A 23,263-nucleotide genomic window follows, 5' to 3' on the forward strand; every position below is an offset into this window, starting at 1 on the left:
AGAGCTTTTAATATCTATAAGTGTAATTATAATCCTAACGGCTATTTCCATACCAATTTATTATAATCTGGCGTTTAGCAGGTCATCGGAAGAAAGTTCAAGGAGTATAATACAAAATCTGTCTCTTGCTGAAACTAAAGCCATTTCTGGCATAGGTGGGCAGGAGTGGGGTGTTTCTTTTAAATTAAATCCCAGCAATATGTATTTTTCCGCGGATAAAACTTTTGAACTGTCGGCAGGGGCAAAAATAAATTCCATAACTTTAACGGATGAGGACGGGAGTGTTAGCAATATATCTGGCGATAATGGGGTTTATATACTTTTTGAAAAAACTCCTAATCAAGGAAAAGGAAAAATTTATAAGATAGATAGTTCTGGAAACAGTTTTTGGACATGTAACACTTCTCCGCAAATTGTACCGGGAGGTTGTGACCCGACCACTCCACGGTCCTTGCCTGCGGTATGTTCTGGAACAGCGGCAAGTTATTGTGAGAATGTTACTAAATACATTTCTGCGCCCGTTTGCAAAACTTATTCAGCGTGTTCTTGCGTGGATAGCAAGTATGCTAGTGGGGGTTCTGTAACTTCAACGCCAGGAAAGTGCGCTTCGGGGACTTTTGTAGGAAGCGCTTGTGTTGGGGGATGTTGGAAATTAAGTCCTTCCGGGGGTTGTGACAGCGCTTGTTCTTATAGCTCATATACCACACAGAACATAAGCGCTTGTGGCGCGCAAGGTTTGGTTTATAACGGGTCGGGAACATGCTCTGCAGACGGAAGTGGGAATTGCTATAAAATATCTTCGGGAACAGTACCCAGTAATTACTGGGGTAGGAGTGTAACAGCATATGCGCAGAGTGGTTATTGTATAAAACCAGACGGCGCTTGGGAATATGTTCAGCTAGGTTGCCATAACCAAAACCCCAACTGGCAGGAAGCTTGTTTAAGTATATCCTGTTGTGTTACAGGTACCTGTGCTGCTTACGACTTTTGGTTAGGGTATCCTTCCGAGACATTTTGCGCCAGCACAAACCCCTGCTGGACCTCTTGCAGCGCGGGTGCTTGTGAATATGGCGGGTGGACTTGCATATCGAGTACAGTTAATAGAAGTAATGGCGGGTTGACTACTTGCACTTGGCAGTTTGGGAGTTCTGCTTGTCAGGAAGATTCTTTGCAGGTTACAACGGAAACTGTAGGAAATTCGTATTCCTGCTCTTGTTTAAGTGGAGTTAATACCTCAAAAAACTACAAGAAAGCTGAAATTGCCATAACAGATTTGGATGGGGGGCGGGAGAATATAATAATTATTGAACGAGGAGAGACGGGGATTATGCGTTTCTATTTGCAGTAAATCTAACCTGTCCTTATGAATATAGATGTAAATAGTTTTATCGTCATTGCGAGGAGGAACGAAGTGACGACAAAGCAATCTCACCGGGATTGCTTCGTCTCTCGCTTACGCTCGTTCCTCGCAATGACGGTGGGTGTCCACTTACGCTCGTTCCCTGCCTCTACCTTTGCAGACAAGTGTGCAGGCAGGCTCGCAAGGATGGAAAGTGATTTACAATATACAATTTTAAATTTACAATAATAAAGGATATGTATAAGAAGCTATTGTTAAAAAATGATAAAGGACAGGCGACACTTGTTGTTGTTGTTCTTGTTATGGTGGTATCTCTAGCGGTGGGAGTTGCCGCTTCAAACCGCGCTATATCAAATATCCGCAGGGCAACATACACTTCCCAAAGCGACCAAGCCTTGCATTGCGCCGAATCGGGGGCTGAGGAAGGTCTAAATAAAATAAATGAGGAGGAAGAGGATTCTTTTGGAACATACAGCAGAACTTTACAGGATTCGGAAGGAATTAATATATGCGATTACGAGTATATCATCTCGGAATTTTCCGGTAACATTTTAACTTACCCGCTTGTTAAGCAAGATGATTCCCAAGAAATTAATTTGGACGGATACAGCGGTAGTTTGGATATTTACTTTGGGAGCGACGATACCGCTTCGCTTGAAATAACCTTTGTTAAGGGAACTTCTGCTCCCTACTCTGTTGAGAAGTACGCTTATAATTGCGAGGAAGACAGAGATAACAATTTTGATGACGGGTCTTCAAATAGTGGCGAGGATTTGCCTTGCGGCTCGGGAACTTTTAGTTTTAGTTCCGATTATAAAATTGCGCGAATTAGGCCCTTGTATTCTGATACTAAAGTTATTGCAAAGTTTAGTAACGCTAGTCCTTCTCAAGGGTATTTAATTGATTCCACAGGAACAGCCGGTACCGCGCAAAGGAAAGTTCAGGTTATAAGGTCTAGACCGCAACTTCCAGCTATATTTGATTACAGTATATTTTCAGCATCCGAAACGGAACCGTTGAGTAAGTAGTAAAGTACTCCGTCATTGCGATCCCGACCTAAAGTCGGGAGAAGCAATCCCAATGAGATTGCTTCGTCGCAAGCTCCTCGCAATGACGAATGGTAATTGAAAATTTGTATTGCAAAGGTTAGTATTAAAGAGTGAATAAAAACTGTCCCATTGTTTTATTTTTGATCTTTTTCTCTCTTTTGTTCTCTTCTGTAGTTTTTGCGTTTTCCGACACTACCCCCCCAACAACCTCTCTTTTGCTCAATCCCCCATCCCCCGATGGCAATAATGGTTGGTACAAAACTCCTGTGGGAGTAACTTTAAACGCAGTAGATTTGGAATCGGGTGTTAAGGAAATAAATTGGCGGTTGAATAACGGATTGTGGACCAAAAAATCGTTTACCCAAACATTAAATATGGTTATAAACTCCTCTTTTGAATCGGATACGGAAGGTTGGAGCTTTATTCCGTTCAACAACTCAACTGGAGAGCGAACAAGCGAGTTTGCCAAAATAGATGATTATTCCATTAAAATAAATTCTTTAGAAAATGGATCTTCCCTTTTTACCAACAACCAAAGTTATGTTGTGGTTTCGCCTTGGAAAACGGTTTCTTTGGGAGTGTGGCTCAAAGGTAGCGGTATTTTGGGAGTTGGCGCCTTTTATAAAGTTTATATTTTAACAAGTACTGGCGAGAAACTTCTTTATACTTCGCCTGTTCATAACGGGACATTTGATTGGATTTACGAGCTTAAAGATTTGGTTATCTCCTCGGATTCGGCTTATGGTCTTTATTTTGAGCTTATTTTACAGGGGGTGGGTTCCGCTTATTTTGACGGGGTGTATGCGGCGTACGCTTCGGAACAGCCCCAAACTGTTTTTACAATTTCAGATAATGGCATAAACACACTTGAATTTTATTCCGTGGATTTTGCTGGCAATACAGAAAACACTAAATCCGCCTCTTTTAAAATAGATACTATAGCGCCAACCAATTGGCAAAACTTTGAAACGGAGCGAGCGGGCAACGCGCATACCCTTATATCCACAATTAATGTCTCTGACAATGTTTCCAGGTTGAAAGCGGATACTTCGGAATTTCAATATTCTCCTTTGTATACTTGGTTATGGGGATATTTTACGGATTATGAGAATTGCAAAGGTTCTTTTGTATCGGATGGTTGGTTATCTGCGGAACCCAGTTTTGCGGATGGCGATATAACCGGGACACTTGCGTCCCCCGTGATAAACTACTGCAATTCCACTTGGTTTTTATGCAAAGGAGTTAGGTTTAAAGTGGAAGATTTGGCGGGGAATGAGTCCACCAAAGAAATATGTATAAACGGACCTTGGGTGAAAAGTACGGATGGGAATGTAATTTCGCTTAATTCAATAGATATGTCCTCCGGTTCTCCGGAAGATAATACCAATGCGCTTGTTGTATCTTCGCAAGCATTGTCAAACTTCTCATCCAGCAAAAATTGGCTTGTTTCATACTACCCTTCCCGCTTTAATATGGTTTCCTATTCTTATGACGACTTATTTAATAAATATTCTCCTGATAACACTATTAGTTCCTTGCCTGTAACAAATGGCGCTTTTAAAACTTCGGGGAATTTTCAGGTTAACGCAGCCACTATTCCTAGAAACTACACCACTAAGCAATTTTCAAATGTTTTTTTTGTTAATGGAGACCTTATTGCGCAAAAAAATATTGATATGAAAAATACTTCAGGCACCATTTTTGTAGTAAAGGGAGATGTTTTAGTAGATAAGAATGTTTCGGTTTTGGATGGTTTTTTTATTGTGGACGGGACATTTAACACCTCTTATAACGGAGGATTTGTAAATGACCCGCTTAAAATATTTGGCGGGGTTACAGCCAATACCTTTGAACTAAACAGAAGTTTCTCGGCTTTTAAAAGCCAGAGCGATCCTGCGGAGGAATTTATTTATGACCCCAAATATTTAATTGATTTTACATCCTTTTTTGGTAATGTTAGTATTAAATGGAGCGAGATTTTTTAATGAGAAATTATGGATATTATAGGACTTGATATAGGAACAAGTTTAATAAAGGGGGTTGCGGTTAGAAAGGAAAAAGGAACTTGCGAGCTTTTAAACTACGCCTTTTCCCCCGCTTTTAAAGAGTCGCTTCTTTCCGAATCCGCAACGGATGCCGATAAGCTTTCCGAGAGTCTTCGCAAATTTATTTCGGAATCGTCTTTTTCCTCCACCAATGTTGTGGCGTCTTTTCCAGAAACCCATGTTTTTACAAGAGTAATAGAAATTCCAAAAATGTCCCGAAAAGAAGTTGAAAAAGCGGTTTTTTGGGAAGCGGAACAGTACTTGCCCATTTCAATTGAGGATGTAACCTTAAACTTTCAGATATTGCCTAAAGATATTGAAGGAGAAAGTTCCGACAAGACAGAGGTTTTGCTGGTTGCCGTTCCAAAAGGTCTGGTTCAACGGTTTGTAAAAATACTCATAAAGGCGGGTTTAACCCCTGTTGGATTGGAGCCTGAATCTATGTCTATAGCAAGGTCTATTTATTACAACGAAAGTTCTTATCCCGTTACTTTGGTTGTGAATATAGGTTCGGAAGTTACTAATTTGTCTATTTTGGTGGATGATTACATACGATTTACCCGAAGCATTTCTACGGGCGGAAGTTCCATATCAAGGGCTATCTCGCAAGAGCTTAATTTAGAGGCAAAGCAAGCTCAAGAGTATCTTAAAAGTTACGGTTTGGATGAATCCAAAATGGATGGCAAAATAAAAGCTTCCATAGAACCGGTGTTTAATGTTATTCTTAATGAGATACGAAAATCGGTCGCTTTTTATGAAACAAGAAAAAACCCAAGAAGGGTAAAGAGGGTGGTGTTGTGTGGTGGAACATCCACCGTGCCGGGAATTTTGGTACATACAGCGCAGTATCTAAATTTAGAGGTCCAAAAAGCTGACCCTTGGAAAAAGCTTGTGGTGGCCAGCAAGTTTAATGAAAAAGAATTGGACGATTTGGGTCCTATGTTTGCAACGGGGGTTGGTTTAGTTTTAAAGGATATATAATGCAAGACATAAATTTAATCCCAGAGGAATTAAAAAGACAGAAAAGAAGGGAGATTCAGATAAAGGGTTTGTTTAAGTGGTCTATTGTATTGTGCTCTTTGAGTATTATCGTGTCCGTTGGTTTATTAGCATATAAACTTGTTCTTAATAAAACCCTTAACGGTACAAATGAAGAGATTGTCGTTGAGGAGCAGAAAATTGTTTCTTTAAAAGATATGGAATCCAAAATGACGATTTTGGGAGAAAAACTTACTTTCATACAGAAAGTTTTAGATTCAAGGCTTTTATACTCAAAACTTCTTAAAGAGTTAGGGAAAATTTCGCCTTCGGGAGTTTATTTAACGGATATAGCCGTTTCCGGACCTGATAAAGCGACTATTGGGGGCGTAACGGCTTCTTACGCTATGCTCTCGGAATTAGTAAAAAACATCGCGGATAACAGTTTATTAGGGGAATCCATTTTTGATTATTCCGAAGTTACTTCTGTTAATTTAAGGGAAGAGACTGCCAGAATTGAGTTTTCTATGAATATTTATTTGAAGAAAGGGGTATTGGCGGATGGAGTTGATAACTAATTTAACTTCAAGCATTGTTAAATATAAGGGAATACTATTTCCCGCTCTTTTGTTGTTGGTTGCCGGCGCTATTTTGTTTTTTGTTGGTTTCAAATCATTTAACAGTTTATCCGATATTAAAGAAAACATCCTTTTATCTCAAGACCGTTTATCCGCGCTATCAGAAAAGCGTAAAAATCTAGAAATTGTGTCGGGAATGGCTGGTGTTCTTGACGATAACCTTTTTTTGGCGTTAGACGCTCTTCCGGAAAAAGATGAAATTTCGGCTCTTTTGTCTCAAATTCAGCAAATTTCTGGAGAAGCGGGAGTTTATTTAAATTCTTTGCAATATACTGGCGCTTCCAAAGCAACTAGCGCAAATGCGGGGGAAGCAAAAAATTTAGGGGCTGAAAACGGACTGTTTGCGCAGACAATGGTAACAGGTTCTTATTCGCAATTAATTAAATTTTTGGAACTTTTAGAAAACGCGAGAAGAATAGTTAGTTTTGAATCTTTGCGATTAGGCGCTATCTCTAAAGAGGATTTAACAAAACTAAATGTTTCTTTGAGCATAACTGGTTATTATTTAGGGCAGGAGATATTAACACCGTCCCTTGCCAGCGGTACGCCCGTAAAGGCGGATTTTAGAAGCGGGAATTTAAACAAAGTTCTTGAAAAATTGAGAGGTTACAAGAAGTATGAGAATATAAATATAGCTCCTGTTCCGGTTGAGGAACAAATTACAGAGCCTATTGACGAACAACCCTTGGAATTAAACGACTAACTATTTTCTTTTGTTTTTCTCTCACTCTCGCTTTTTCGCCAGAGTTCAATTTCTTTATGGTTTCCGGATAATAGGACTTTGGGTACTTTTAGTCCTTCGTAAATTTCAGGACGGGTATATTGAGGATACTCCACAACATCTTTTTCTTGAAAAGATTCTGTTTTTAAAGACTCCTCGTTTTCTAAAACCTCTGGCAATAGCCTTGATACTGTGTCTAACAGAACTAGAGCGGGGTATTCTCCTCCGGACAAAACATAATTTCCTATAGATATTTCTCGCGTTGCTAGATATTCGGCAACTCTCTCGTCCACACCTTCGTAATGCCCTGCCATTAGGATAAGGTCTTTTTTGTTGGCAAGTTCTTTTGCCATTTCCTGATTAAATAATTTTCCTCCCGCGGAAAGGAGAATGATTTCAGAGGATTTTTTTGCAAGGCGGTATGTATTTAATACATGTTTCACTGCCAAGAAAAGCGGTTCGGGTTTTAGCACCATGCCCGCTCCCCCGCCGTAGGGAGGCATGTCGGTAGTTTTGTGTTTGTCTTGCGCAAAGTCTCGGATGTTTATAGGGATTACTTCTATTAATTTTTTGTCTTTGGCGCGTTTTAAAATAGAAAAATCAACTGCGTTTTCAATTATATGAGGAAATAAAGTGAGGATAAAAAATCTCATTTTTCTAAAACTTGTATTTCAAAATATTTATTCTGCTTTAGCGCTTTAACTTTTACCAATTCCCGGATTGCTTTAATTACTCTGCCCTGTTTTCCAATAATAGTACCCATATCCTCTTTGTTGGCGGTAACTTTTAATTTTGCCAAATCGTTAATATCCTCTTGTTCTACGGTTATATCTTTAGGGTTTTTTACAACACTTTTTATAATGTTTTCAAGAATTGTTTTCATTTTCTTTTGGTTTCTCTACAATTTCTTTTTTCGGCTCGTATTTTTTGAAAATGTATTTGCCTTTTATCATGTCCACAACAGCTTTTGTAGGTTTAGCTCCTTTTTTTATCCATGCGATGTATTTTTCTTTATCGTAGGAAAATTTTTTGGGGTTTGGGGCTGTGGGATTATAAAATCCCAATTTATCAAGATTCTTCCCGTCTCTTTTAGAGCGGGCTTCAGAAACAACAATTCTATAGGTGGGGGCGTTTTTCGCGCCGAATTTTGATAACCTAATTTTTAACATTATGTGAATTTTAACATTAAAACGGTTTTTTTACAAGGGGGTGGTCCATTTTTCTAACGCGTTTTGAGCGGCGGTTTCTTCGGCGCGTTGTTTGCTGTTTCCTTCTCCTGCGCCTTCAATGGAATCGCCAACGAAGACTGCGACTTTAAACTTTTTGTCGTGGTCGGGTCCCCACTCTTTAATAACTTTGTACAGTGGCGTAATCCCTTTCTTTTCTTGCGCTAATTCTTGAAAAGAACTTTTGCTGTCTTTATACCGTTTGGTTTGAACAACCTCTGCAATTTTTTGGAAAATAGTTTTTTCCAGGAACTTGCGACTTATATCTAACCCTCTATCTAGATACATTGCCCCCAAGAGCGCCTCAAAGGTGTTTGCGAGAATGTATGGTCTTTCTCTGCCCCCTGTGGCTTCTTCGCCTTTGGATAAGAGGAGAAAATCGCCAATTCCTAGTTTTGTAGACTCATCCGCCAGCGATTCTGTTCTAACTACGGCGGATCGGTAGCTTGTTAATAGACCTTCTTGAGCGCTGTAATTGTTATAAAGATATTCGGAGGTTAAAAACTGCAAGATGGAGTCGCCCAAAAACTCAAGCCGTTCGTTTGATTCCTCCAAATCTTTGTGTTCATTTAAGTAAGATCGGTGAGTTAGGGCTTTGATAAGCAGATTTTTGTTGACAAAGGAGACATTTAATTTCTTCTCCAATTTTTCTGTACTTGTTTTCATAAAGTATCTTCCACAAAATGCAATAAATCCTGCGCAGTTTTAATTTTTTCTATATCTTCAGGAGTAATCTCTATATTAAATTCCTCTTCTATAGCAACCATAAGATTGGCAAATTCAAAGGCGTCTATGTTTAGGTCCTCTTCAAAATGGGAGTTTAAAGCCACTTCTTCTGGGCTAACGCCGGTTTCTCTAGAAATTAAGATTTTTAAATCCTTTAATAATTGTTTTGTTTCTTTCATAGCTTATTTGTTAGGGTTTTCTGCCAGTAATGTTCCCAAAACCCCGTTAATAAATTTACTGGAATTATCTCCTCCGAATTCTTTGGATAATTCAACCGCTTCGTCAATGACCACCTTTGCTGGAATGTTTTTAATGTATTTAAGTTCGCAAATTGCTATTCTTAAACACGCTAAATCAATTTTGGCTATTTTATCCAAAGGCCACTCTGGGGCGGCTTTTATAAGTTCGGCGTCTATTTCCTGAATATTATCCATCACGCTTTGGCGCGTTTTATTGTAAAGATCCTGGTCAAATTCTTTAATATCTAAAAGTTCAAGGCTCAACTCTTTATCTAATTGCGTTTCTTTGGACAAGAACGCCCAAGCAAACACCACGGACATAGCTAGTTTTCTTGCCTCATGCCTTAAATCCATAATGTGAAAATGAAGAAAAACCTTTCCTTAACACCCGCATTCTTTGCAGATTATATGCGGAAGTTTGTCTGCTTTGCATTTCTGGCACTGAACCACACTTTTTACAGAAAGTTTAATGTTTTTTCTTCTTCTATTTTTTCTTGATATGCTCGTTTTCTTTTTTGGTACTGGCATAGTTTAAAATGTCAAAGCTCAAAACTCAAATGTCAAATCTTAAGTTCTTATGATTTGAGTTTTTAGATTTGGCTTTGACTTTTGACATTTGACCTTTGACATTGTAGTAAACTAACCTTCGTTTTTCCGTAGACCCTTTGATCAATTGCGCAAAAACCTCTCAACCTCGCTTCCGTGTCTTTATGGTGCAGATATACTATCACACCTTCCTTGCTTATACAATTTAGAAGTTTTTCTGCAATATTGTCAATAGTTAGTTTATAGGGCGGGTCCAAAAATATAATGTTGTATTTTGCGGGCAGGGAAAAAGATAAAAAATTTTCCACATTGTTTTCTACTATTGTAACTTCATTTTCAAAGGACAGCTTTTTTGAATTTTGTTTTATGCAAGCTATGGAGGCGGGGGTATCGTCCACAAAAACGCATTTTCCAGCGCCTAAACTTAAAGCCGTAAAGCCTAGATTTCCACTTCCTGCAAACAGGTCAAGACAGTTGGCATCTTTTACTATTTCTCCGAGCATAGAAAAAACAGCAAGTTTTACAACATTTTTTACAGGTTCAATATCTTTAGGGACAAGCAATTCACTGCCTTTTTTTTCTCCCTGCGTTATTCTTAAAACGGCCACAACCGTAATTTTAAACGATTTGGATCTAGAATGATAGTATTATCTAAGGAGAGACCTTTTTTAAGGAGACTCCTTAAAAAAGGTCTCTCCTTGTACTATGGGGGCTAATTTGGAGAAACGGGGATTTGTGTGGTTTGTAACAGTTTGTTTTTTAGTTTGGGGTATTTTTCCAGTTTTTTGTAATATTCATCAGCGCTTTCTTTGGCTTGGGACAAAAGTTTTGTATCAAATATGTTAGCCACTTTTAATTTTAGTATCCCATGTTGATTTGTTCCAAAAGCGTCGCCTGGTCCCCTGAATTTTAGGTCTATCTCGGCTAATTTTATTCCGCTATGTATTTTTTCCATATGTTTTAACCTGTTTTTGATGGCGAAAAAGCTATCGCTAAAAAGAAGACAATACGATTTTATATGACTTCTTCCCACTCGGCCTCTTAACTGATGTAAAGAGGCAAGTCCAAATCGTTCCGCAGTTTCAATTATAATTATGCTAGCGTTTGGTATATCTATACCAACTTCAACTACTGGTGTTGCCACTAATATACTATATTTTTTATCCCTAAAATCATTTAGTATTTTGTCCTTTTCTTTAGGTTTTATTTTCCCGTGCACTAAACCTATGGAAAAATTTGGAAATATCTTTTGCAATTTTTCGTGTTCCTCTTTTGCGGATTTTACATTTTTCATTGAATCTACCTCGGATTCTTCTATTAAAGGGCAAACAACAAAAACTTGAGCGTTTTCTTTTAGAATTTTTTCTTTAATCCATCCATAAGCCCCATTTCTTTTTTTTGCAGGCACAACCCAGGTGGTTACTTTTTGTCTTTCTTTGGGAAGTTCGTCTATAATGCTTAAATCTAGGTCTCCATACATTGTTAAAGCAAGCGACCTTGGAATTGGTGTTGCCGTCATAGTAAGAAGGTGCGGCGTTTTATTAGTGTCTAAAGTCTGTAAAAACTTGGACCTCTGCTCCACCCCAAACCGATGTTGCTCGTCAATAATTACTAAAGCCAAGTCGTCTATTTTTATTTTTGAATAAAGTAGGGCGTGCGTGCCTACAATTATTTGGCACGAAACACCCACTTCCTTTTTTGAACCAGTAAACAAACCGACTTTTATGTTGAAGTTCTCAAACATTTTGGACAATGTCGTATAATGTTGAGTTGCCAAAAGTTCAGTTGGCACCGCCATTATAGTCTTTTTTCCATTTATAGCAGTAAGTAATACTGCTATTGCGGAAACAACAGTTTTTCCGCTACCCACATCTCCTTCTAATAGCCGATTCATTGGTGTATCCTTTACGATGTCGTTTATTATTTCTCTTGTCACTTTGGTTTGCGCGTTGGTAAGTTTAAAAGGAAGATTTAGGATAAAATTAGTAAGAATCTTTTTGTTATTTTCAGTGAGAGCTATTTTTTTTGCCAGTTCCCTACTCTGCCATACACTTTTTCTTTGCTTGGATTTTAGATTAAGCAGAAAAAGTTCTTCAAAACCGAATCTTTTTAAACTGATATTCACATCTTCCTGATTATCTGGAAAATGTATTTTTTTTAGAGAAGTGTTTAAGTTTGAAAAGTTATGTTCCTGCAAAATTTCTTGTGGCAAAAATTCAATTTCTGCCTCTTTGTATATATCAAGCAGAATATCCATTTTATTTCTTAACCACTTAGAGGTTACCCCTCTTGTTTCCGGGTAAACCGGAACTAATCTTCCGGTATGGATTGCGGTATGTTTGTCCCCCTTAATTTCGTATTCCGGGCTTATAAAAGCGGGTTTTCCGTCCATAATGCCAACCATTCCCGAAACGCCAATACGAGTGTTTACTTTTACATTCTTGACTAAAAAAAATTGGTTAAACCAAATAATATCCACTTTTCCCGTTTCGTCCGCCAATACAGCTTTTGTTATCCTTTTGCGGTTTTTGGTGACTATGTTTTTTATGTTTTCAATATTGCCATAAACAGTTGCCGGGGTATTAACGATAAGCCCGGATATTTTTTGGATATGGGAAAAATCTTCGTACCTAAAGGGAAAATGGTATAAAAGGTCTTCTACGGTTTTGATATTAAGCTTAAATAAGAGCTTTTGATATTTTTCGCCAATTAAAGGAACGGCGGTTGCGGGATCCGTTAGTTTCATTTTACCTAAAAAACAGTGGTATCAGCCCGGTTAATAATAGGGACAAGGAAGCAATCAATGTTATTATTGTCCAAACTCTTTTGTGTTTTCTAAAAAAGTACATATCTGTAAAAGAATTGTTATATGGCTATATTGTTTTATTGTTAAATACTAGATACTAAATACTAAATACTAAAACTCACCTTGTAATACTATAATTCCTCACTTCATTATACAACCCTTTTGCTTTTTTGTCCTTTTCAAAATATTCTCTAACTGGTTTTATTAATATCTCAAGACTGTTTGACACGCCAAGTTTTAAATCGTTTGGATGCAAATCGCCTTTTTCGTAGGCGGTTTTTAAATCGTCTACTTCGTTGAATTCTATGTAACCTCCGTGTTCTTTGGCGCGGGTTATTTTTAAATTCCCAAGCGAGGGGAATATTATGTACTTTGCGTAGTCAAAAACGGGATTACCTTGCGTTTGGTTTGGCGGGCAAAACGCTGTTTTTATCTTATGTTCTATTTCTTCTTTGGTATCGTGGACATATATGCTTGAAGTTGGGTCGGATTTGGACATTTTTGAAGCTATTAATGTTTGTTCGGCGGATTCCATTTGTTTTATACCTTTAAGTCCTAAAAGCATATGATGGTGTACCGCAATTGGTTTTTTCCAATTAAGTTTATCGGAAATTTCGCGGGCAAGCATATTAGCTCTTCTCTGGTCCATACCAAGCTGGCAAATATCCACATCCAGCTCAAAAATATCGGCAACTTGCATCGCTGGGTAAAATAACTGCGCGGTGGATAGATTGTCTTTTTGGCTTCTCCCCGCTATGGTTAGAGATTTAAATGTTCGGTTTAATGTTAGGTGTCTAGCCACAGTAAGGACCCTATCCCAATACTCTAGCGAATTCATAAGGTCGCTTGCCCAGATAATTTCTATTTTGCGGATGTCTACCCCACTAGCTTTCCAAACCTCAACAAAATAGTCCCCCACTTTTTGGATTTTTTCCATATCAGCGCCTACTTTATTATTTATGTACGCAAAATAATCGGCAAGAAAAAGTTTTAAGTAGATGCCGGTTTCTAAAAGTTTTTTTACATTTATTGCGCGCAAAAGTCCAAAATGGATTGGAGCTATACCGGAAGGTTCAAACCCATCGTAGGCGGTAGGATGAGCTTTTTCTTCAAACAGTTTTAGCAGTTCCGGTTCGGATACTATTTCCTGCGCGAAACTTTTTATAATATCTACCTTTTCTTTAGGAGTCATATTTATATTTTACCAAATTGCTGGCAATTTGAAAGGAGTTTAGAATTATGCTAGTTTCGTCATTGTGGGGACTGTGAGGGCAAAGTCCGAAGCAGGATTAAGTAGTTGCGGGATCCTATCTCGCCAATTAATTGGCGCCATTGGATGGCGCAATTACGGTAAATATTGCACACCGGGTGTGGGTATGAGTCTCAATTTGGGACAATATCGTTTACCTCGTAAATAGTTGGTGGGCAAGCCATACTAAAATTTTGACCGACAACTTTTCCATAAACAACAACATAGGTACTATGTTTAAATCGTGTAATTAGCCTATTTGGTATTTTTAGCGCTAAAACACCGTGGTATTCTTCTGTTTGTGTAGTTCTATTTTCTTCAAATTCAAGTGTCCAGCACCCACCTTCAATCGAGTGGTAGATAAGTTTTCCAGCTACCCAAGAAAAATTTTCGCTATGCCCATATTTGGGAAAAACATCACTTGTTGTTTGCATAATATGGGTTTGAGGGTGGGATTGATAATAGATTGTTTTTTTGAAAAGAAAACAGATAGCAGTAAAAATAAAAATAATAACCAATGTAAAAAAAATCGTTTTGTTGTATATTCTCATCTCTATTTATTATATCAAACATTCTCTCTAACAAAAGCAGATCAGTGCAATTCTAGTATTTGCTAGTTACCCCGCTGTTACGGTAAATATTGCACACCGGGTGTGGGTATGGGCTTGTTGCTTATTTTGTTCAAAAAAGATAGGTTTCTTTTACCTAAATAATCTACTAAAGAACTCCATTCATAATGTTCAAGGTCTTTTTCTGTTTTAACAATCCCCGATTTTATAGGGTTTGAATGGATATATTGAATCACATGTCCTAGATTTTCTTCGTCTAATATCCTTTCCACTCTGAACATACTCTGAAATAAAGCTCCTGCTCTTTCATATTTGATATTAAAATATTTGGCGTAGCTGTTTTGAAATTTTCTCATAAAAGTGGCTATCCCATTTTCCCTGATTTCTTTAAAAGCGAAATGTATATGGTTTGGCATAAAGCAAAAAGCTAATGTATCCACTTGTCTCCCACTATTTTGTTTTAGACTCTCTAGAAATTTTATTTTTTCTGGCAAGGTTAACTTGTTAAAGTAGGAGAACCGTTGTGGGGTTTTTGCAAAGCTATAAAAATTTAGTGTTTCAAGCGCTCTTTGGTAATCTCTATAACAAGTAAAAATGGATTGTCTGCCTATGCTTCTATTAAAGATATGATAAAAATTTCCCACATCTGGGGGGAATTTTCTATATGGCATAAACATATACTAAACCAATTCTTTGGTTGCTGCAATAACAAAAATTGCACACCGGGTGTGGGTATGAGGGGGGGGAGAAGGGATTACCCCCCAGGCAGTTTTTGTCCAGGGGGCTGGATTCGAACCAGCGAAATGGCAGTTTTACAGACTGCTGCCTTAAACCGCTTGGCTACCCCTGGTTTCTTCTATTTTACAACACTACCCCTAATTGTGTAAAATAAGAATAATGAAGCTTAAATTCCCGTATAAAAAACCTAAACCCCTTTCCTCAAGAAGGAAAACCAAAAAAGGACTTATTATCTCGGTATCTCTCGCTTCTCTCGGCTTATTTTTTATAACCGCGGGAGCGCTATTCTCCTTGATTCTATTTGGTGTTTATTCCGTCACTCTCCCCTCCCCTTCTAAGCTCACAACAAGAAATATTGAACAGTCCACCAAAATCTTTGACAGAAATGGAAAGCTTTTATACGAAGTTTTTGCGGATAAAAATAGGACTTTGGTGCAACTTTCCGATGTTTCTCCCTTTTTAATTCATGCAACTTTGTCCGCAGAAGATTCCGACTTTTATAAACATCGCGGGTTTGACCTAATCGGTATCGCCAGAGCTGGGTTTAATATGTTAAGAGGAAAAGGTTTGCAAAGCGGGTCTACGCTTACCCAGCAACTTGTTAAAAACGCTTTGCTTACCAACGAACGAACTATCAATAGAAAAATTAAAGAAATTTTATTGTCTCTGCAGATAGAACGAAAATACTCTAAAGACGATATTATTAAAATGTATCTTAACGAAGCTCCTTATGGAGGTACCGCTTATGGCGTTGAGGCGGCAAGTCGATACTATTTTGGCAAATCGTCCAAAGATTTAACTTTAGCGGAAAGCGCTTTAATAGCAGGCCTTCCTCAATCCCCATCGTATTATTCTCCATTTGGTTCAAATCCCGAAAACGCCACTGCCCGCCAGCATTATGTCCTATGGCTTATGAAAACGCGAGGATGGGTGGAGAAAGATGGAACCCACCATTTTATTAGCGATGAAGAATATAATATGGCTAAAGAAGATGTTTTGAAATACGCAAGTATAAATCACGGTATCAAGGCCCCGCATTTTGTTATGTATATTAAAAATCTGCTTAGCCAAAGGTATGGCGATAGTGTTGTGGAAAACGCAGGTTTGAATGTAACTACATCCTTGGATTTGGATTTGCAAGAACAGGCGGAACAAATTGTTAAAGAAGAGGTTGAAAAGGTTAGCTATTTAAATGTGGGTAATGCCGCCTTAATGGCGATTGACCCTAAAACAGGTCAAATACTTGCTATGGTAGGTTCCAAAGATTATTTTGATATTGAAAATGATGGGAATGTAAATGTAACTTTGTCTCTAAGACAACCCGGGTCGGCTATTAAACCTTTAATGTATGTAACCGCATTTGAACACGGGTTTACACCTTCTACCGTACTTTTTGATGTTCCCACCGCATTTTCAGGCGGGGCGGGGCAGGCGCCTTATAAACCTGTTAATTATAATGGAAATTATATAGGACCTGTCCAAGTACGTTACGCTTTAGCTAACTCTATTAATGTTGCCGCAGTTAAAATGCTAAAACTTGTTGGAGTTGAAAATGTTATTGAAACCGCCAAGAAATTTGGAATAACCACTTTTACAGACCCCGCAAGGTACGGACTTTCTTTAACACTGGGGGGCGGAGAAGTTAGGCTTTTAGAGTTAACCAACGCTTTTGGGGTTTTTGCAAACGCAGGTGTTTACCACACGCCTGTTAGCATTCTTAAAGTTACCGATGCCAAAGGAGATGTTTTGGATGAAGTAAAACCAAATAAAGGCGAAAAAGTAATAGATAACGCTTATACCTACTTAATTTCTGATATCTTGTCTGACAATTACGCCAGAGCGGCGGTTTTTGGGTTGGGCAGTAATTTGGTAATTCCGGGGCATACCGTTGCCGTTAAAACAGGTACTACCAATGATATTAGAGATAACTGGACCATTGGATATACTCCGTCTATTGTAATTGGTGTTTGGGCGGGCAATAACGACAATTCTCCTATGGCTAAAGGATTGGCTTCGGGTATTACGGGAGCTTCTCCTATATGGCAAAAGGTTATGATAGCTTATCTTAAGGACACAAAGGATGAAAAATTTGAAAAACCTGAAAATATTGTAGATGTTGAAGTTGGAAAAGTGTCGGGTATGCGGGTTTATGATGGAGCGGAGGATGGACGATGGGAAAAGTTTGTTAAAGGAACCGAACCTACTTCCGTTTCCGATTGGTTTGTGCCTATGGAAGTTTGCAAAAAGGATAATGGCGATTACAAGAAAAAAGAGGATTGCGATGAGGATGACGATTCGTTAAAGGAGAGGATTTTTATTAAGATGAAGGCGGAACTTCCCGAATGGCAAGATGAAGTGGACGCTTGGGTTGAAGAAAATATTGACGATAAAGATTATTTTCCGCCGGATTAACTATTTCCTTACCTTTAATTCCTCCCCCTTTTCTAGAAGCCTTATAATTTGTTCTCTTATTGGAGCTATTTCATAATCGGAGAGAGATTTGTTTATATCTTGATACACTATTTTTAATGTTATGGATTTGTCGCCTTCATCCTTATAAGTGTCCTCAAGTTCCACTGTAGTTATTAAACTGCTCGCCGCTTTTATTTTTTTAATTATGTTCCCTACCCTGTTTTTCTTTTTAACATAAAAAGAAATGTTTTCTATTACCGGTGGATATTTAGAAATATCTTTTATTTCCTTTCCGCGCGCAAGGCAATTTCTATGCAATTCTTCCAGATTAATTTTATACATTACTAGATTCGGTTTGATGACCGCGGGTTCTAAAGTTATATCCTCATCGGAAAAATTTGCGATAAATGTTTCAATGTCCCCTTTGGCCTTTCTATACAAGGTTTCTAAATCCGTTTGGTTTTTATCATAATACGCAACACATAAAGTGTAAATTTCTTGAGGCAAATCGTTTTTAGTTTCTGGTTTGTGTATTTCTTTTCCAATTTCAAACAACTTGAAGTTATCAAAACTGTTTTTATTGAGTTCCACCTTCTCATACATACTGGGCAGTAAATTGTCCCTTATGAACATAAGTTGAGGAGAAATAGGGTTTAATATCTCAAGCATATTTTTTGCGCTTAAACCCACATTTTTGTAAATATCCTCTCCAACAAAAGAATAGCTGTAAATTTCGGAATACCCTAAAACTTTAAGTAACTCCTTTACTTGCCGGATAAAGTCCAAGTTAGGTTCAAGCATTGTAGGCCCCATACTTTTTGAGGGTAGTTTTGGGGTTATGTTTTCATAACCGTAGATTCGGGCAATTTCTTCTACCAAATCTTCTTTAATAGAAACATCTCTTCTAAATGTTGGAATTGTGATTTTTAAAGTGTCCCCCTCTGTTGACGCTTTGAAAGTTAACGAGGAAAGAATATCCAAAACCTCCTCTTTTTTAAGAACAATGCCTAGGTTTTTATTGAAGAAGTCTAAAGTTGTTTCAATGACGGTTGCCGTTTGTTTTTCGGGGTAAAAGTTGTTAAAGCCTTCTACTTTTCCAGTATTATATTTATTGATAAGGAAAATAAATTTGCCAATCCCTCGTTTGGTTAAATTAGAATCTAGATTTTTCTCAAAGCGGAGTGATGCTTCTGTTCTTAAGCCCAATTTTCTGGAACTTTTTCTGGTAACAAAGTTGTTAAAATTTGCCGCTTCCAGTATTATTTCAGTAGTATTTTCGTCCATTTCGGTATCTTTGCCTCCCATGATTCCCGCCAGCGCAATTGGTTTATCATCGTTTGTTATAATAAGGCTGTGTTTAGAAAGGTTTCTTGTAACATCATCCAGAGTTTCAACATTTTCCCCTTCTCTTGCTCTTCTAACGCCTAGGTTATACCCACCTTCTTTATTTAATTTTTTGGCGTCAAACGCATGCAGGGGCTGGCCGGTTTCAAGCATGGCGTAGTTTGTAAAATCCACGATATTGTTTATTGGTCGTATGCCGCAGTTAATTAGGCGGGTTTGGATTTCTTGTGGAGAAGGACAAAGTTTAATGTTCGTAATTTTTACAGCGGTATATCTTGGGCAGTCTTTTATACTCTCCACATTTATATTAATGGCGGGATTGCGGTTGCTCACTTTTGTTAAATCATAGTTTGGAATATTAAAAGAACATTTTGTTATGGCGGAAATTTCTCTCGCTATTCCTTCTATGCTGAAACAGTCTCCCCTATGTGTTAGCGCCTTGTTTTCTATTTCAATAACCACATCATTTGACTTCGTTGTTTCAAAATTTTCAACTTCCGAGAGTTTCAAAGAGAGCAGTTCGCAAAGTTTTTGCGGTTCAATATTTATTTCTGTAAAATCTTTAACCCAGTCCAATGATATTTTCATAGTTTAAAACTGCTGTAAAAAACGCAAATCCCCTTTATGAAAGTCTCTAATATCCGAGATGCCGTATTTTAACATTACAAGTCTGTCTAGCCCGATTGCCCAGGCAAAGCCTTTGTAAATGTTTGGGTCTACCCCGGCCATCTTAAAAACATTGGGATGAATCATTCCAGCGGGAATAAGTTCTAACCATTTTTTTTGCCCGTTTTTTAATTTATGCTCTACCAACATTTCTAACCCCGGTTCAACAAAAGGAAAATATGTAGGCTGGATTTTGTAGGGTATTTTGTAACCATAATAGGTGTACACAAAACTTTCAAGCACTCCAATAAGCTCCGCAAGCGATGCGGTTTTGCTTACATACATTCCTTCTATTTGATAAAATGTGTGTTCGTGAACGGTGTCCGTAGCTTCGTGTCTAAAGCACTTGCCGGGAATAATGGCTCTAAATGGCGGTTTGCGTGTTTTTAAGAGTCTGTGTTGCATAGTTGATGTATGGGCAATAGGCAAAAGGTATTCCTTAGTCCAAAAAGTGTCCCACATATCTCTTGCGGGATGCCCCTTTGGAAAGTTTAAAGTCTCAAAATGATTGAAATCGTTGTCTACTTCAACGGAGTCCACAACTTCAAAACCCATGGTTAAAAAGATATCTTCGGCGTATTTTTTCATTTGAGTTATTGGATGGGTATGTCCAATTTGAGGTTTTATTCCGGGAAGAGTTAAATCTCCTATTTCTATATTTTCGGTAGTTAGCAGTAGCTTTTTATTTTCTATGAGGCGCTGAATACCTTTCTTGAGATTGTTAATTTCCGTCCCCGCCACTTTTTTATCGCCTGATGGCAAAGTTGCTAATTTAGCGAGGAGTTTATTCACTATACCCCTTTTCCCCAAATACTTTAGATAAATATCGTCCACTTCTCTTTCGGTTTTAATTTCTTTGATATTCGTTTCAAATTCTTTTTTTAATGTTTCAAGCTCTTTCATTGGATAAGTAAAAATCTAAGTAAAACATAAGAAAGCGTTACGACTAGGATTATTGAGAGAGTGTTAAAGGAAACTAAAGAAGCGAGGGTTTTTAAAATATCGTTATATTTTTGATACTGCAAAATCCCAAGTATCAGTAACAATATGCTTGATAAAACCAATACTTCTGTCAATATCATTTTTTAATTTGTTCAACAAGTTTTGTAAAAGCTTTTTTATCTTGAGCCAATGTCGCCAAACTTTTTCTATCCAATGCGATGTTATTTTTCTTTAGTTTATTTATGAAATCGTTATATTTCATATCATTTTCTTTTAACGCCGCGTTTATTCGTATTATCCAAAGTTTTCTAAAATTCCTTTTGTTTTTCTTTCTCCCCGCAAAAGCGTATTCCCCCGCTTTTAAAAGTGTTTCTTTGGCTCTTCTGAAAATACTGTTTCTTGCGCCATAAAAGCCCTTAGCTTGTTTTAATAATTTTTTGTGTTTTCGTACTCTTTTGTACCCTGTTTTAACTCTGGTCATAATTTAAATTACTTTCTTAATTTTTCTAAGCAAACCTTTTGGAATTTCGCTCAATTTTTGTTTTCTAAATCTTGAGTTGGCGGTTTCTTTTCTGTTTAAATGAGAAGTGCATGCCCTTTTCTTTAAAAGTTTACCGGAACTTGTAATTTTAAACCTTTTTACAATTGTTTTGCTAGTTTTCTGTTTTGGCATTTTCATTTTGGCGCCACAAGGGCGCTCATAACCCCACCTTTGTATTCTACATCGTTTTCTATTTTAATTAAATCCCCTAAATGGGCAATGAATTTTTTAATTTTTTCTTCCCCTATTTCCGGGTGGGCTTTCTCACGCCCCTTAAAAACCACCGATAACCGTACCTTATTTTTGTCTTTGATAAATTCTCTTGCTCTTTCCGCTTTGTTTAATAAATCGTTGCTACCTATGTAAGGACCAAATCTAAATTCTTTGGTACCGGTTTTATGTATTTTTTTGTTGGATTCTCTTTCTTTAACTTTTTCCTGATACTGGAACTTGTTAAAATCCAAAACCTTACATATTGGAGGTTTAGCCCCCGGCGATATTTCCACTAAATCCAAGCTTGCGTCCAAAGCCTTTTTAAGAGCTTCGTGGGATTTCATTATGCCCAAATTTTTCCCTGTTTCGGATATCAGGCGCACTTCCTGCGCTTTTATTTGGTGATTTATCAAGTATCTTTTCAAAGTTTTTTATTCTAATAAAGCTTTATTTTAGCAAGTAATGCTTATTATAGCAATCCCAAGCTTTTGTCTTCAATTATTTTTGTTATATCTGTTATAAAGTTTTTAAGATTTATGTTATTAATATTTTTGCCATTTCTTAAACGGACAGAAATATTTTCTTGGGCAAGTTCTTTATCTCCCACAATTATCATATAGGGGATTTTTTGCAGTTGCGCGTTGCGAATTTTTGATTGCATTGTCTCATTTTTTTCGTCCGCGCAAACTCTAATGTTGGCGGAAGAAAGCGCTTCTTTTATTTTTTGGGCGTATTTAAGATGGTTTTCGGATATAGGTATTATTTGAACTTGGACAGGAGAAAGCCAAACCGGAAGCGCGCCTGCAAATTTTTCTAACAAAAAAGCCATAGTTCTTTCAAAAGCGCCGATAGAGGAGCGATGAATGACCACTAGCTCCTTTTCTTTGCCGTTTTTATCTATAAAAGTTAATTCAAATCGTTTTGGCATTACAAAATCGTACTGCACGGTAAATGCCGTTTCCTCTTTCCCGCCTATTTTTTTCATCTGGATATCTATTTTTGGACCGTAAAAAGCGGCTTCATTAGGCGCCTCGGAAAAGCTGTTTTTTGTTTCAGTTAGCACTTGTCTCAAAATGTTTTCCGCTGAATCCCAAGCTTTATCGTCTTTATAGTATTTTTGAGTATCCGTACGGTTTCCTAAAGACAATTGATATCTATAATCAATTCCTTTAACAAGTCCAAGTTTGCCGTTTACAAAATCAATTAAATTTAAAACATTTTTAATTTCATCCTTTGCTTGGTCTTGCGAAGCAAAAATATGAGCGTCTGCTAAACAAAACATTCTAACGCGCATTAGACCCGAAAGCTCCCCGCTTTTTTCGTATCTAAATTGCGAAGCTATCTCGGCATATCTAATAGGAAGTTCTTTGTAGCTATGCGGTTTAGATTTATAAAGCATAAAGTGATGAGGACAGGTCATTGGTCTTAATATTAACTCTTCCTCGTCCACTTTCATTTTTGGATACATAGAATCTTTATAATAAGGATAATGACCAGATTTTTTGTACAAATCGGTTTTGGCAAGAGGCGGAGTAATAACATGTTGGTAGTTCCATTTAGTTTCTTCGTCTATTACGAATCGTTCCAATTCGCGACGGATAATTGTCCCGTTGGGTGTTAATAAAGGAAGACCTTTTCCAATGAGGTCGGAGAACACAAAAAGGTCTAGATCTTTCCCTATGACTCTATGGTCGCGTGTTTTTGCTTTTTCAAGCACATTTAGATATTCGTCTAATTCTTTTTGTGTAGGGAAAGCGGTGCCGTAGATTCTAGTTAGCATTTTGTTTTTTTCGTCTCCATGCCAATACGCGCCCGCCACACTTAAAAGTTTAAACGCCTTTATTTCGCCGGTGGATTTTAGATGTGGACCCTTGCACAGATCCACAAATTTGTCTCCCGTCCAATACACATTGGGAATTTCTTTTTTGGATTCTATTTCGTCTAGCCATTCTTGTTTATAGGGATTGTATTCAAAGAGTTTTTTTGCAGCGTCAATTTTAATTTCTTTATGTGTAATGGGCAAATCCTCTTTTATAATTTTTTGCATTTCCTTTTCTATTTTAGGAAAATCCGTTTTGGATATTTTTTCGTCTAATTCAAAATCAAAATAAAAACCATCCTCTGTTGCGGGACCCATTGCTTTTATAATTTTTGGATAAAGATTTTCCATCGCTTGCATTAGAATATGTTCGGTGGAATGTCTTAACGAGAGTAAGTATTCTTGCGAGTTGTTTTTTTCCATAATTAAAGTATAT

General features: G+C 37.5%; 26 protein-coding genes and 1 tRNA gene. 7 read left to right on the plus strand and 20 right to left on the minus strand.

Annotation, left to right across the window (positions count from 1 at the left end):
- From KJ678_00475 to KJ678_00500, 6 genes are all read left to right on the plus strand, one after another.
- The coding region (locus KJ678_00475) for a hypothetical protein (protein MBU1016628.1) at positions 1-1,348 on the plus strand (1,348 nt) is incomplete at its 5' end.
- A gap of 248 nt (positions 1,349-1,596) precedes the next feature.
- The gene (locus tag KJ678_00480) at positions 1,597-2,388 is read left to right on the plus strand and encodes a hypothetical protein (GenBank protein MBU1016629.1); all 792 of its coding nucleotides are present in this window, start codon (positions 1,597-1,599) and stop codon (positions 2,386-2,388) included.
- A gap of 131 nt (positions 2,389-2,519) precedes the next feature.
- Complete coding sequence (locus KJ678_00485) at positions 2,520-4,394, plus strand: hypothetical protein (protein MBU1016630.1); 1,875 nt, start codon at positions 2,520-2,522, stop codon at positions 4,392-4,394.
- 9 nt (positions 4,395-4,403) lie between these two features.
- On the plus strand, positions 4,404-5,435 hold the full coding sequence (pilM, locus tag KJ678_00490) for a type IV pilus assembly protein PilM (protein ID MBU1016631.1): 1,032 nt from the start codon (positions 4,404-4,406) through the stop codon (positions 5,433-5,435).
- Complete coding sequence (locus KJ678_00495) at positions 5,435-6,010, plus strand: PilN domain-containing protein (GenBank protein MBU1016632.1); 576 nt, start codon at positions 5,435-5,437, stop codon at positions 6,008-6,010. Before pilM ends, KJ678_00495 begins: the two co-directional genes overlap by 1 nt.
- The gene (locus KJ678_00500) at positions 5,994-6,773 is read left to right on the plus strand and encodes a type 4a pilus biogenesis protein PilO (GenBank protein MBU1016633.1); all 780 of its coding nucleotides are present in this window, start codon (positions 5,994-5,996) and stop codon (positions 6,771-6,773) included. Before KJ678_00495 ends, KJ678_00500 begins: the two co-directional genes overlap by 17 nt.
- Here the strand turns inward: KJ678_00500 and trmD are convergent.
- The 13 genes from trmD to KJ678_00565 form a co-directional block, all read right to left on the minus strand.
- Positions 6,770-7,444, minus strand: a complete 675-nt coding sequence (trmD, locus tag KJ678_00505; GenBank protein MBU1016634.1) for a tRNA (guanosine(37)-N1)-methyltransferase TrmD — start codon at positions 7,442-7,444, stop codon at positions 6,770-6,772. The genes KJ678_00500 and trmD overlap by 4 nt on opposite strands.
- A complete protein-coding gene (locus KJ678_00510; GenBank protein MBU1016635.1) occupies positions 7,441-7,674 on the minus strand; it encodes a KH domain-containing protein in 234 nt (77 codons plus the stop codon). Before KJ678_00510 ends, trmD begins: the two co-directional genes overlap by 4 nt.
- Positions 7,658-7,963 carry a 30S ribosomal protein S16 gene (gene rpsP / locus KJ678_00515; GenBank protein ID MBU1016636.1) on the minus strand — a complete coding sequence of 102 codons (306 nt, stop codon included), beginning with the start codon at positions 7,961-7,963 and terminating at the stop codon, positions 7,658-7,660. The genes KJ678_00510 and rpsP overlap by 17 nt, the downstream gene beginning before the upstream one ends.
- A 27-nt stretch (positions 7,964-7,990) precedes the next feature.
- Positions 7,991-8,683: a ribonuclease III gene (gene rnc / locus KJ678_00520; GenBank protein MBU1016637.1), complete on the minus strand. Its 693-nt coding sequence runs from the start codon at positions 8,681-8,683 to the stop codon at positions 7,991-7,993.
- Positions 8,680-8,922: an acyl carrier protein gene (locus KJ678_00525; protein ID MBU1016638.1), complete on the minus strand. Its 243-nt coding sequence runs from the start codon at positions 8,920-8,922 to the stop codon at positions 8,680-8,682. The genes rnc and KJ678_00525 overlap by 4 nt, the downstream gene beginning before the upstream one ends.
- 3 nt (positions 8,923-8,925) lie before the next feature.
- Positions 8,926-9,336, minus strand: a complete 411-nt coding sequence (nusB, locus tag KJ678_00530) for a transcription antitermination factor NusB (protein MBU1016639.1) — start codon at positions 9,334-9,336, stop codon at positions 8,926-8,928.
- 27 nt (positions 9,337-9,363) lie between these two features.
- The gene (gene rpmF / locus KJ678_00535; protein ID MBU1016640.1) at positions 9,364-9,510 is read right to left on the minus strand and encodes a 50S ribosomal protein L32; all 147 of its coding nucleotides are present in this window, start codon (positions 9,508-9,510) and stop codon (positions 9,364-9,366) included.
- 62 nt (positions 9,511-9,572) lie between these two features.
- Positions 9,573-10,136 (minus strand): RsmD family RNA methyltransferase, encoded by a 564-nt coding sequence (locus tag KJ678_00540; protein MBU1016641.1) that lies wholly within the window; start codon positions 10,134-10,136, stop codon positions 9,573-9,575.
- 104 nt (positions 10,137-10,240) lie between these two features.
- Positions 10,241-12,274 (minus strand): ATP-dependent DNA helicase RecG, encoded by a 2,034-nt coding sequence (gene recG / locus KJ678_00545; GenBank protein MBU1016642.1) that lies wholly within the window; start codon positions 12,272-12,274, stop codon positions 10,241-10,243.
- Between the two features lie 178 nt (positions 12,275-12,452).
- Positions 12,453-13,526: a tyrosine--tRNA ligase gene (locus KJ678_00550; GenBank protein ID MBU1016643.1), complete on the minus strand. Its 1,074-nt coding sequence runs from the start codon at positions 13,524-13,526 to the stop codon at positions 12,453-12,455.
- Between the two features lie 191 nt (positions 13,527-13,717).
- On the minus strand, positions 13,718-14,134 hold the full coding sequence (locus KJ678_00555) for a hypothetical protein (GenBank protein MBU1016644.1): 417 nt from the start codon (positions 14,132-14,134) through the stop codon (positions 13,718-13,720).
- Positions 14,135-14,211: 77 nt separating this feature from the next.
- Positions 14,212-14,823: a transposase gene (locus KJ678_00560; GenBank protein ID MBU1016645.1), complete on the minus strand. Its 612-nt coding sequence runs from the start codon at positions 14,821-14,823 to the stop codon at positions 14,212-14,214.
- A 104-nt stretch (positions 14,824-14,927) separates the two neighbouring features.
- Positions 14,928-15,002: transfer RNA gene (locus tag KJ678_00565), tRNA-Tyr, on the minus strand.
- Between the two features lie 47 nt (positions 15,003-15,049).
- Here KJ678_00565 and KJ678_00570 point away from each other — a divergent pair.
- Positions 15,050-17,302 (plus strand): PBP1A family penicillin-binding protein, encoded by a 2,253-nt coding sequence (locus KJ678_00570; GenBank protein MBU1016646.1) that lies wholly within the window; start codon positions 15,050-15,052, stop codon positions 17,300-17,302.
- Here KJ678_00570 and pheT read toward each other — a convergent pair whose 3' ends face one another.
- Genes pheT through thrS form a run of 7 tightly spaced genes read right to left on the minus strand, consistent with a single transcriptional unit; the run spans position 17,303 to position 23,250 of the window.
- The gene (pheT, locus tag KJ678_00575; protein ID MBU1016647.1) at positions 17,303-19,234 is read right to left on the minus strand and encodes a phenylalanine--tRNA ligase subunit beta; all 1,932 of its coding nucleotides are present in this window, start codon (positions 19,232-19,234) and stop codon (positions 17,303-17,305) included.
- Positions 19,235-19,237: 3 nt separating this feature from the next.
- Entirely contained in the window at positions 19,238-20,215 is a 978-nt protein-coding gene (locus KJ678_00580; protein ID MBU1016648.1) for a phenylalanine--tRNA ligase subunit alpha, read from the minus strand.
- Positions 20,212-20,394: a hypothetical protein gene (locus KJ678_00585; protein MBU1016649.1), complete on the minus strand. Its 183-nt coding sequence runs from the start codon at positions 20,392-20,394 to the stop codon at positions 20,212-20,214. The genes KJ678_00580 and KJ678_00585 overlap by 4 nt, the downstream gene beginning before the upstream one ends.
- Positions 20,391-20,735: a 50S ribosomal protein L20 gene (gene rplT / locus KJ678_00590; protein MBU1016650.1), complete on the minus strand. Its 345-nt coding sequence runs from the start codon at positions 20,733-20,735 to the stop codon at positions 20,391-20,393. The genes KJ678_00585 and rplT overlap by 4 nt, the downstream gene beginning before the upstream one ends.
- A 3-nt stretch (positions 20,736-20,738) precedes the next feature.
- Positions 20,739-20,933: a 50S ribosomal protein L35 gene (locus KJ678_00595; GenBank protein ID MBU1016651.1), complete on the minus strand. Its 195-nt coding sequence runs from the start codon at positions 20,931-20,933 to the stop codon at positions 20,739-20,741.
- Positions 20,930-21,433 carry a translation initiation factor IF-3 gene (infC, locus tag KJ678_00600; GenBank protein MBU1016652.1) on the minus strand — a complete coding sequence of 168 codons (504 nt, stop codon included), beginning with the start codon at positions 21,431-21,433 and terminating at the stop codon, positions 20,930-20,932. The genes KJ678_00595 and infC overlap by 4 nt, the downstream gene beginning before the upstream one ends.
- Before the next feature lie 44 nt (positions 21,434-21,477).
- A complete protein-coding gene (gene thrS, locus KJ678_00605; GenBank protein MBU1016653.1) occupies positions 21,478-23,250 on the minus strand; it encodes a threonine--tRNA ligase in 1,773 nt (590 codons plus the stop codon).
- Between the last annotated feature and the right edge of the window lie 13 nt (positions 23,251-23,263).

Source organism: Patescibacteria group bacterium (assembly GCA_018817085.1).
GTDB lineage: Bacteria > Patescibacteriota > WWE3 > CG2-30-40-12 > CG2-30-40-12 > CG2-30-40-12.

Bases quoted from the DNA above. Each gene is read 5' to 3' on its own strand.
- KJ678_00480 (MBU1016629.1), top strand. From the start codon at position 1,597: ATGTATAAGAAGCTATTGTTAAAAAATGATAAAGGACAGGCGACACTT.
- pilM (MBU1016631.1), top strand. From the start codon at position 4,404: ATGGATATTATAGGACTTGATATAGGAACAAGTTTAATAAAGGGGGTT.
- KJ678_00495 (MBU1016632.1), top strand. From the start codon at position 5,435: ATGCAAGACATAAATTTAATCCCAGAGGAATTAAAAAGACAGAAAAGA.
- KJ678_00500 (MBU1016633.1), top strand. From the start codon at position 5,994: ATGGAGTTGATAACTAATTTAACTTCAAGCATTGTTAAATATAAGGGA.
- trmD (MBU1016634.1), bottom strand. From the start codon at position 7,444: ATGAGATTTTTTATCCTCACTTTATTTCCTCATATAATTGAAAACGCA.
- KJ678_00510 (MBU1016635.1), bottom strand. From the start codon at position 7,674: ATGAAAACAATTCTTGAAAACATTATAAAAAGTGTTGTAAAAAACCCT.
- rnc (MBU1016637.1), bottom strand. From the start codon at position 8,683: ATGAAAACAAGTACAGAAAAATTGGAGAAGAAATTAAATGTCTCCTTT.
- KJ678_00525 (MBU1016638.1), bottom strand. From the start codon at position 8,922: ATGAAAGAAACAAAACAATTATTAAAGGATTTAAAAATCTTAATTTCT.
- nusB (MBU1016639.1), bottom strand. From the start codon at position 9,336: ATGGATTTAAGGCATGAGGCAAGAAAACTAGCTATGTCCGTGGTGTTT.
- rpmF (MBU1016640.1), bottom strand. From the start codon at position 9,510: ATGCCAGTACCAAAAAAGAAAACGAGCATATCAAGAAAAAATAGAAGA.
- recG (MBU1016642.1), bottom strand. From the start codon at position 12,274: ATGAAACTAACGGATCCCGCAACCGCCGTTCCTTTAATTGGCGAAAAA.
- KJ678_00550 (MBU1016643.1), bottom strand. From the start codon at position 13,526: ATGACTCCTAAAGAAAAGGTAGATATTATAAAAAGTTTCGCGCAGGAA.
- KJ678_00555 (MBU1016644.1), bottom strand. From the start codon at position 14,134: ATGAGAATATACAACAAAACGATTTTTTTTACATTGGTTATTATTTTT.
- KJ678_00560 (MBU1016645.1), bottom strand. From the start codon at position 14,823: ATGCCATATAGAAAATTCCCCCCAGATGTGGGAAATTTTTATCATATC.
- KJ678_00570 (MBU1016646.1), top strand. From the start codon at position 15,050: ATGAAGCTTAAATTCCCGTATAAAAAACCTAAACCCCTTTCCTCAAGA.
- pheT (MBU1016647.1), bottom strand. From the start codon at position 19,234: ATGAAAATATCATTGGACTGGGTTAAAGATTTTACAGAAATAAATATT.
- KJ678_00580 (MBU1016648.1), bottom strand. From the start codon at position 20,215: ATGAAAGAGCTTGAAACATTAAAAAAAGAATTTGAAACGAATATCAAA.
- KJ678_00585 (MBU1016649.1), bottom strand. From the start codon at position 20,394: ATGATATTGACAGAAGTATTGGTTTTATCAAGCATATTGTTACTGATA.
- rplT (MBU1016650.1), bottom strand. From the start codon at position 20,735: ATGACCAGAGTTAAAACAGGGTACAAAAGAGTACGAAAACACAAAAAA.
- KJ678_00595 (MBU1016651.1), bottom strand. From the start codon at position 20,933: ATGAAAATGCCAAAACAGAAAACTAGCAAAACAATTGTAAAAAGGTTT.
- thrS (MBU1016653.1), bottom strand. From the start codon at position 23,250: ATGGAAAAAAACAACTCGCAAGAATACTTACTCTCGTTAAGACATTCC.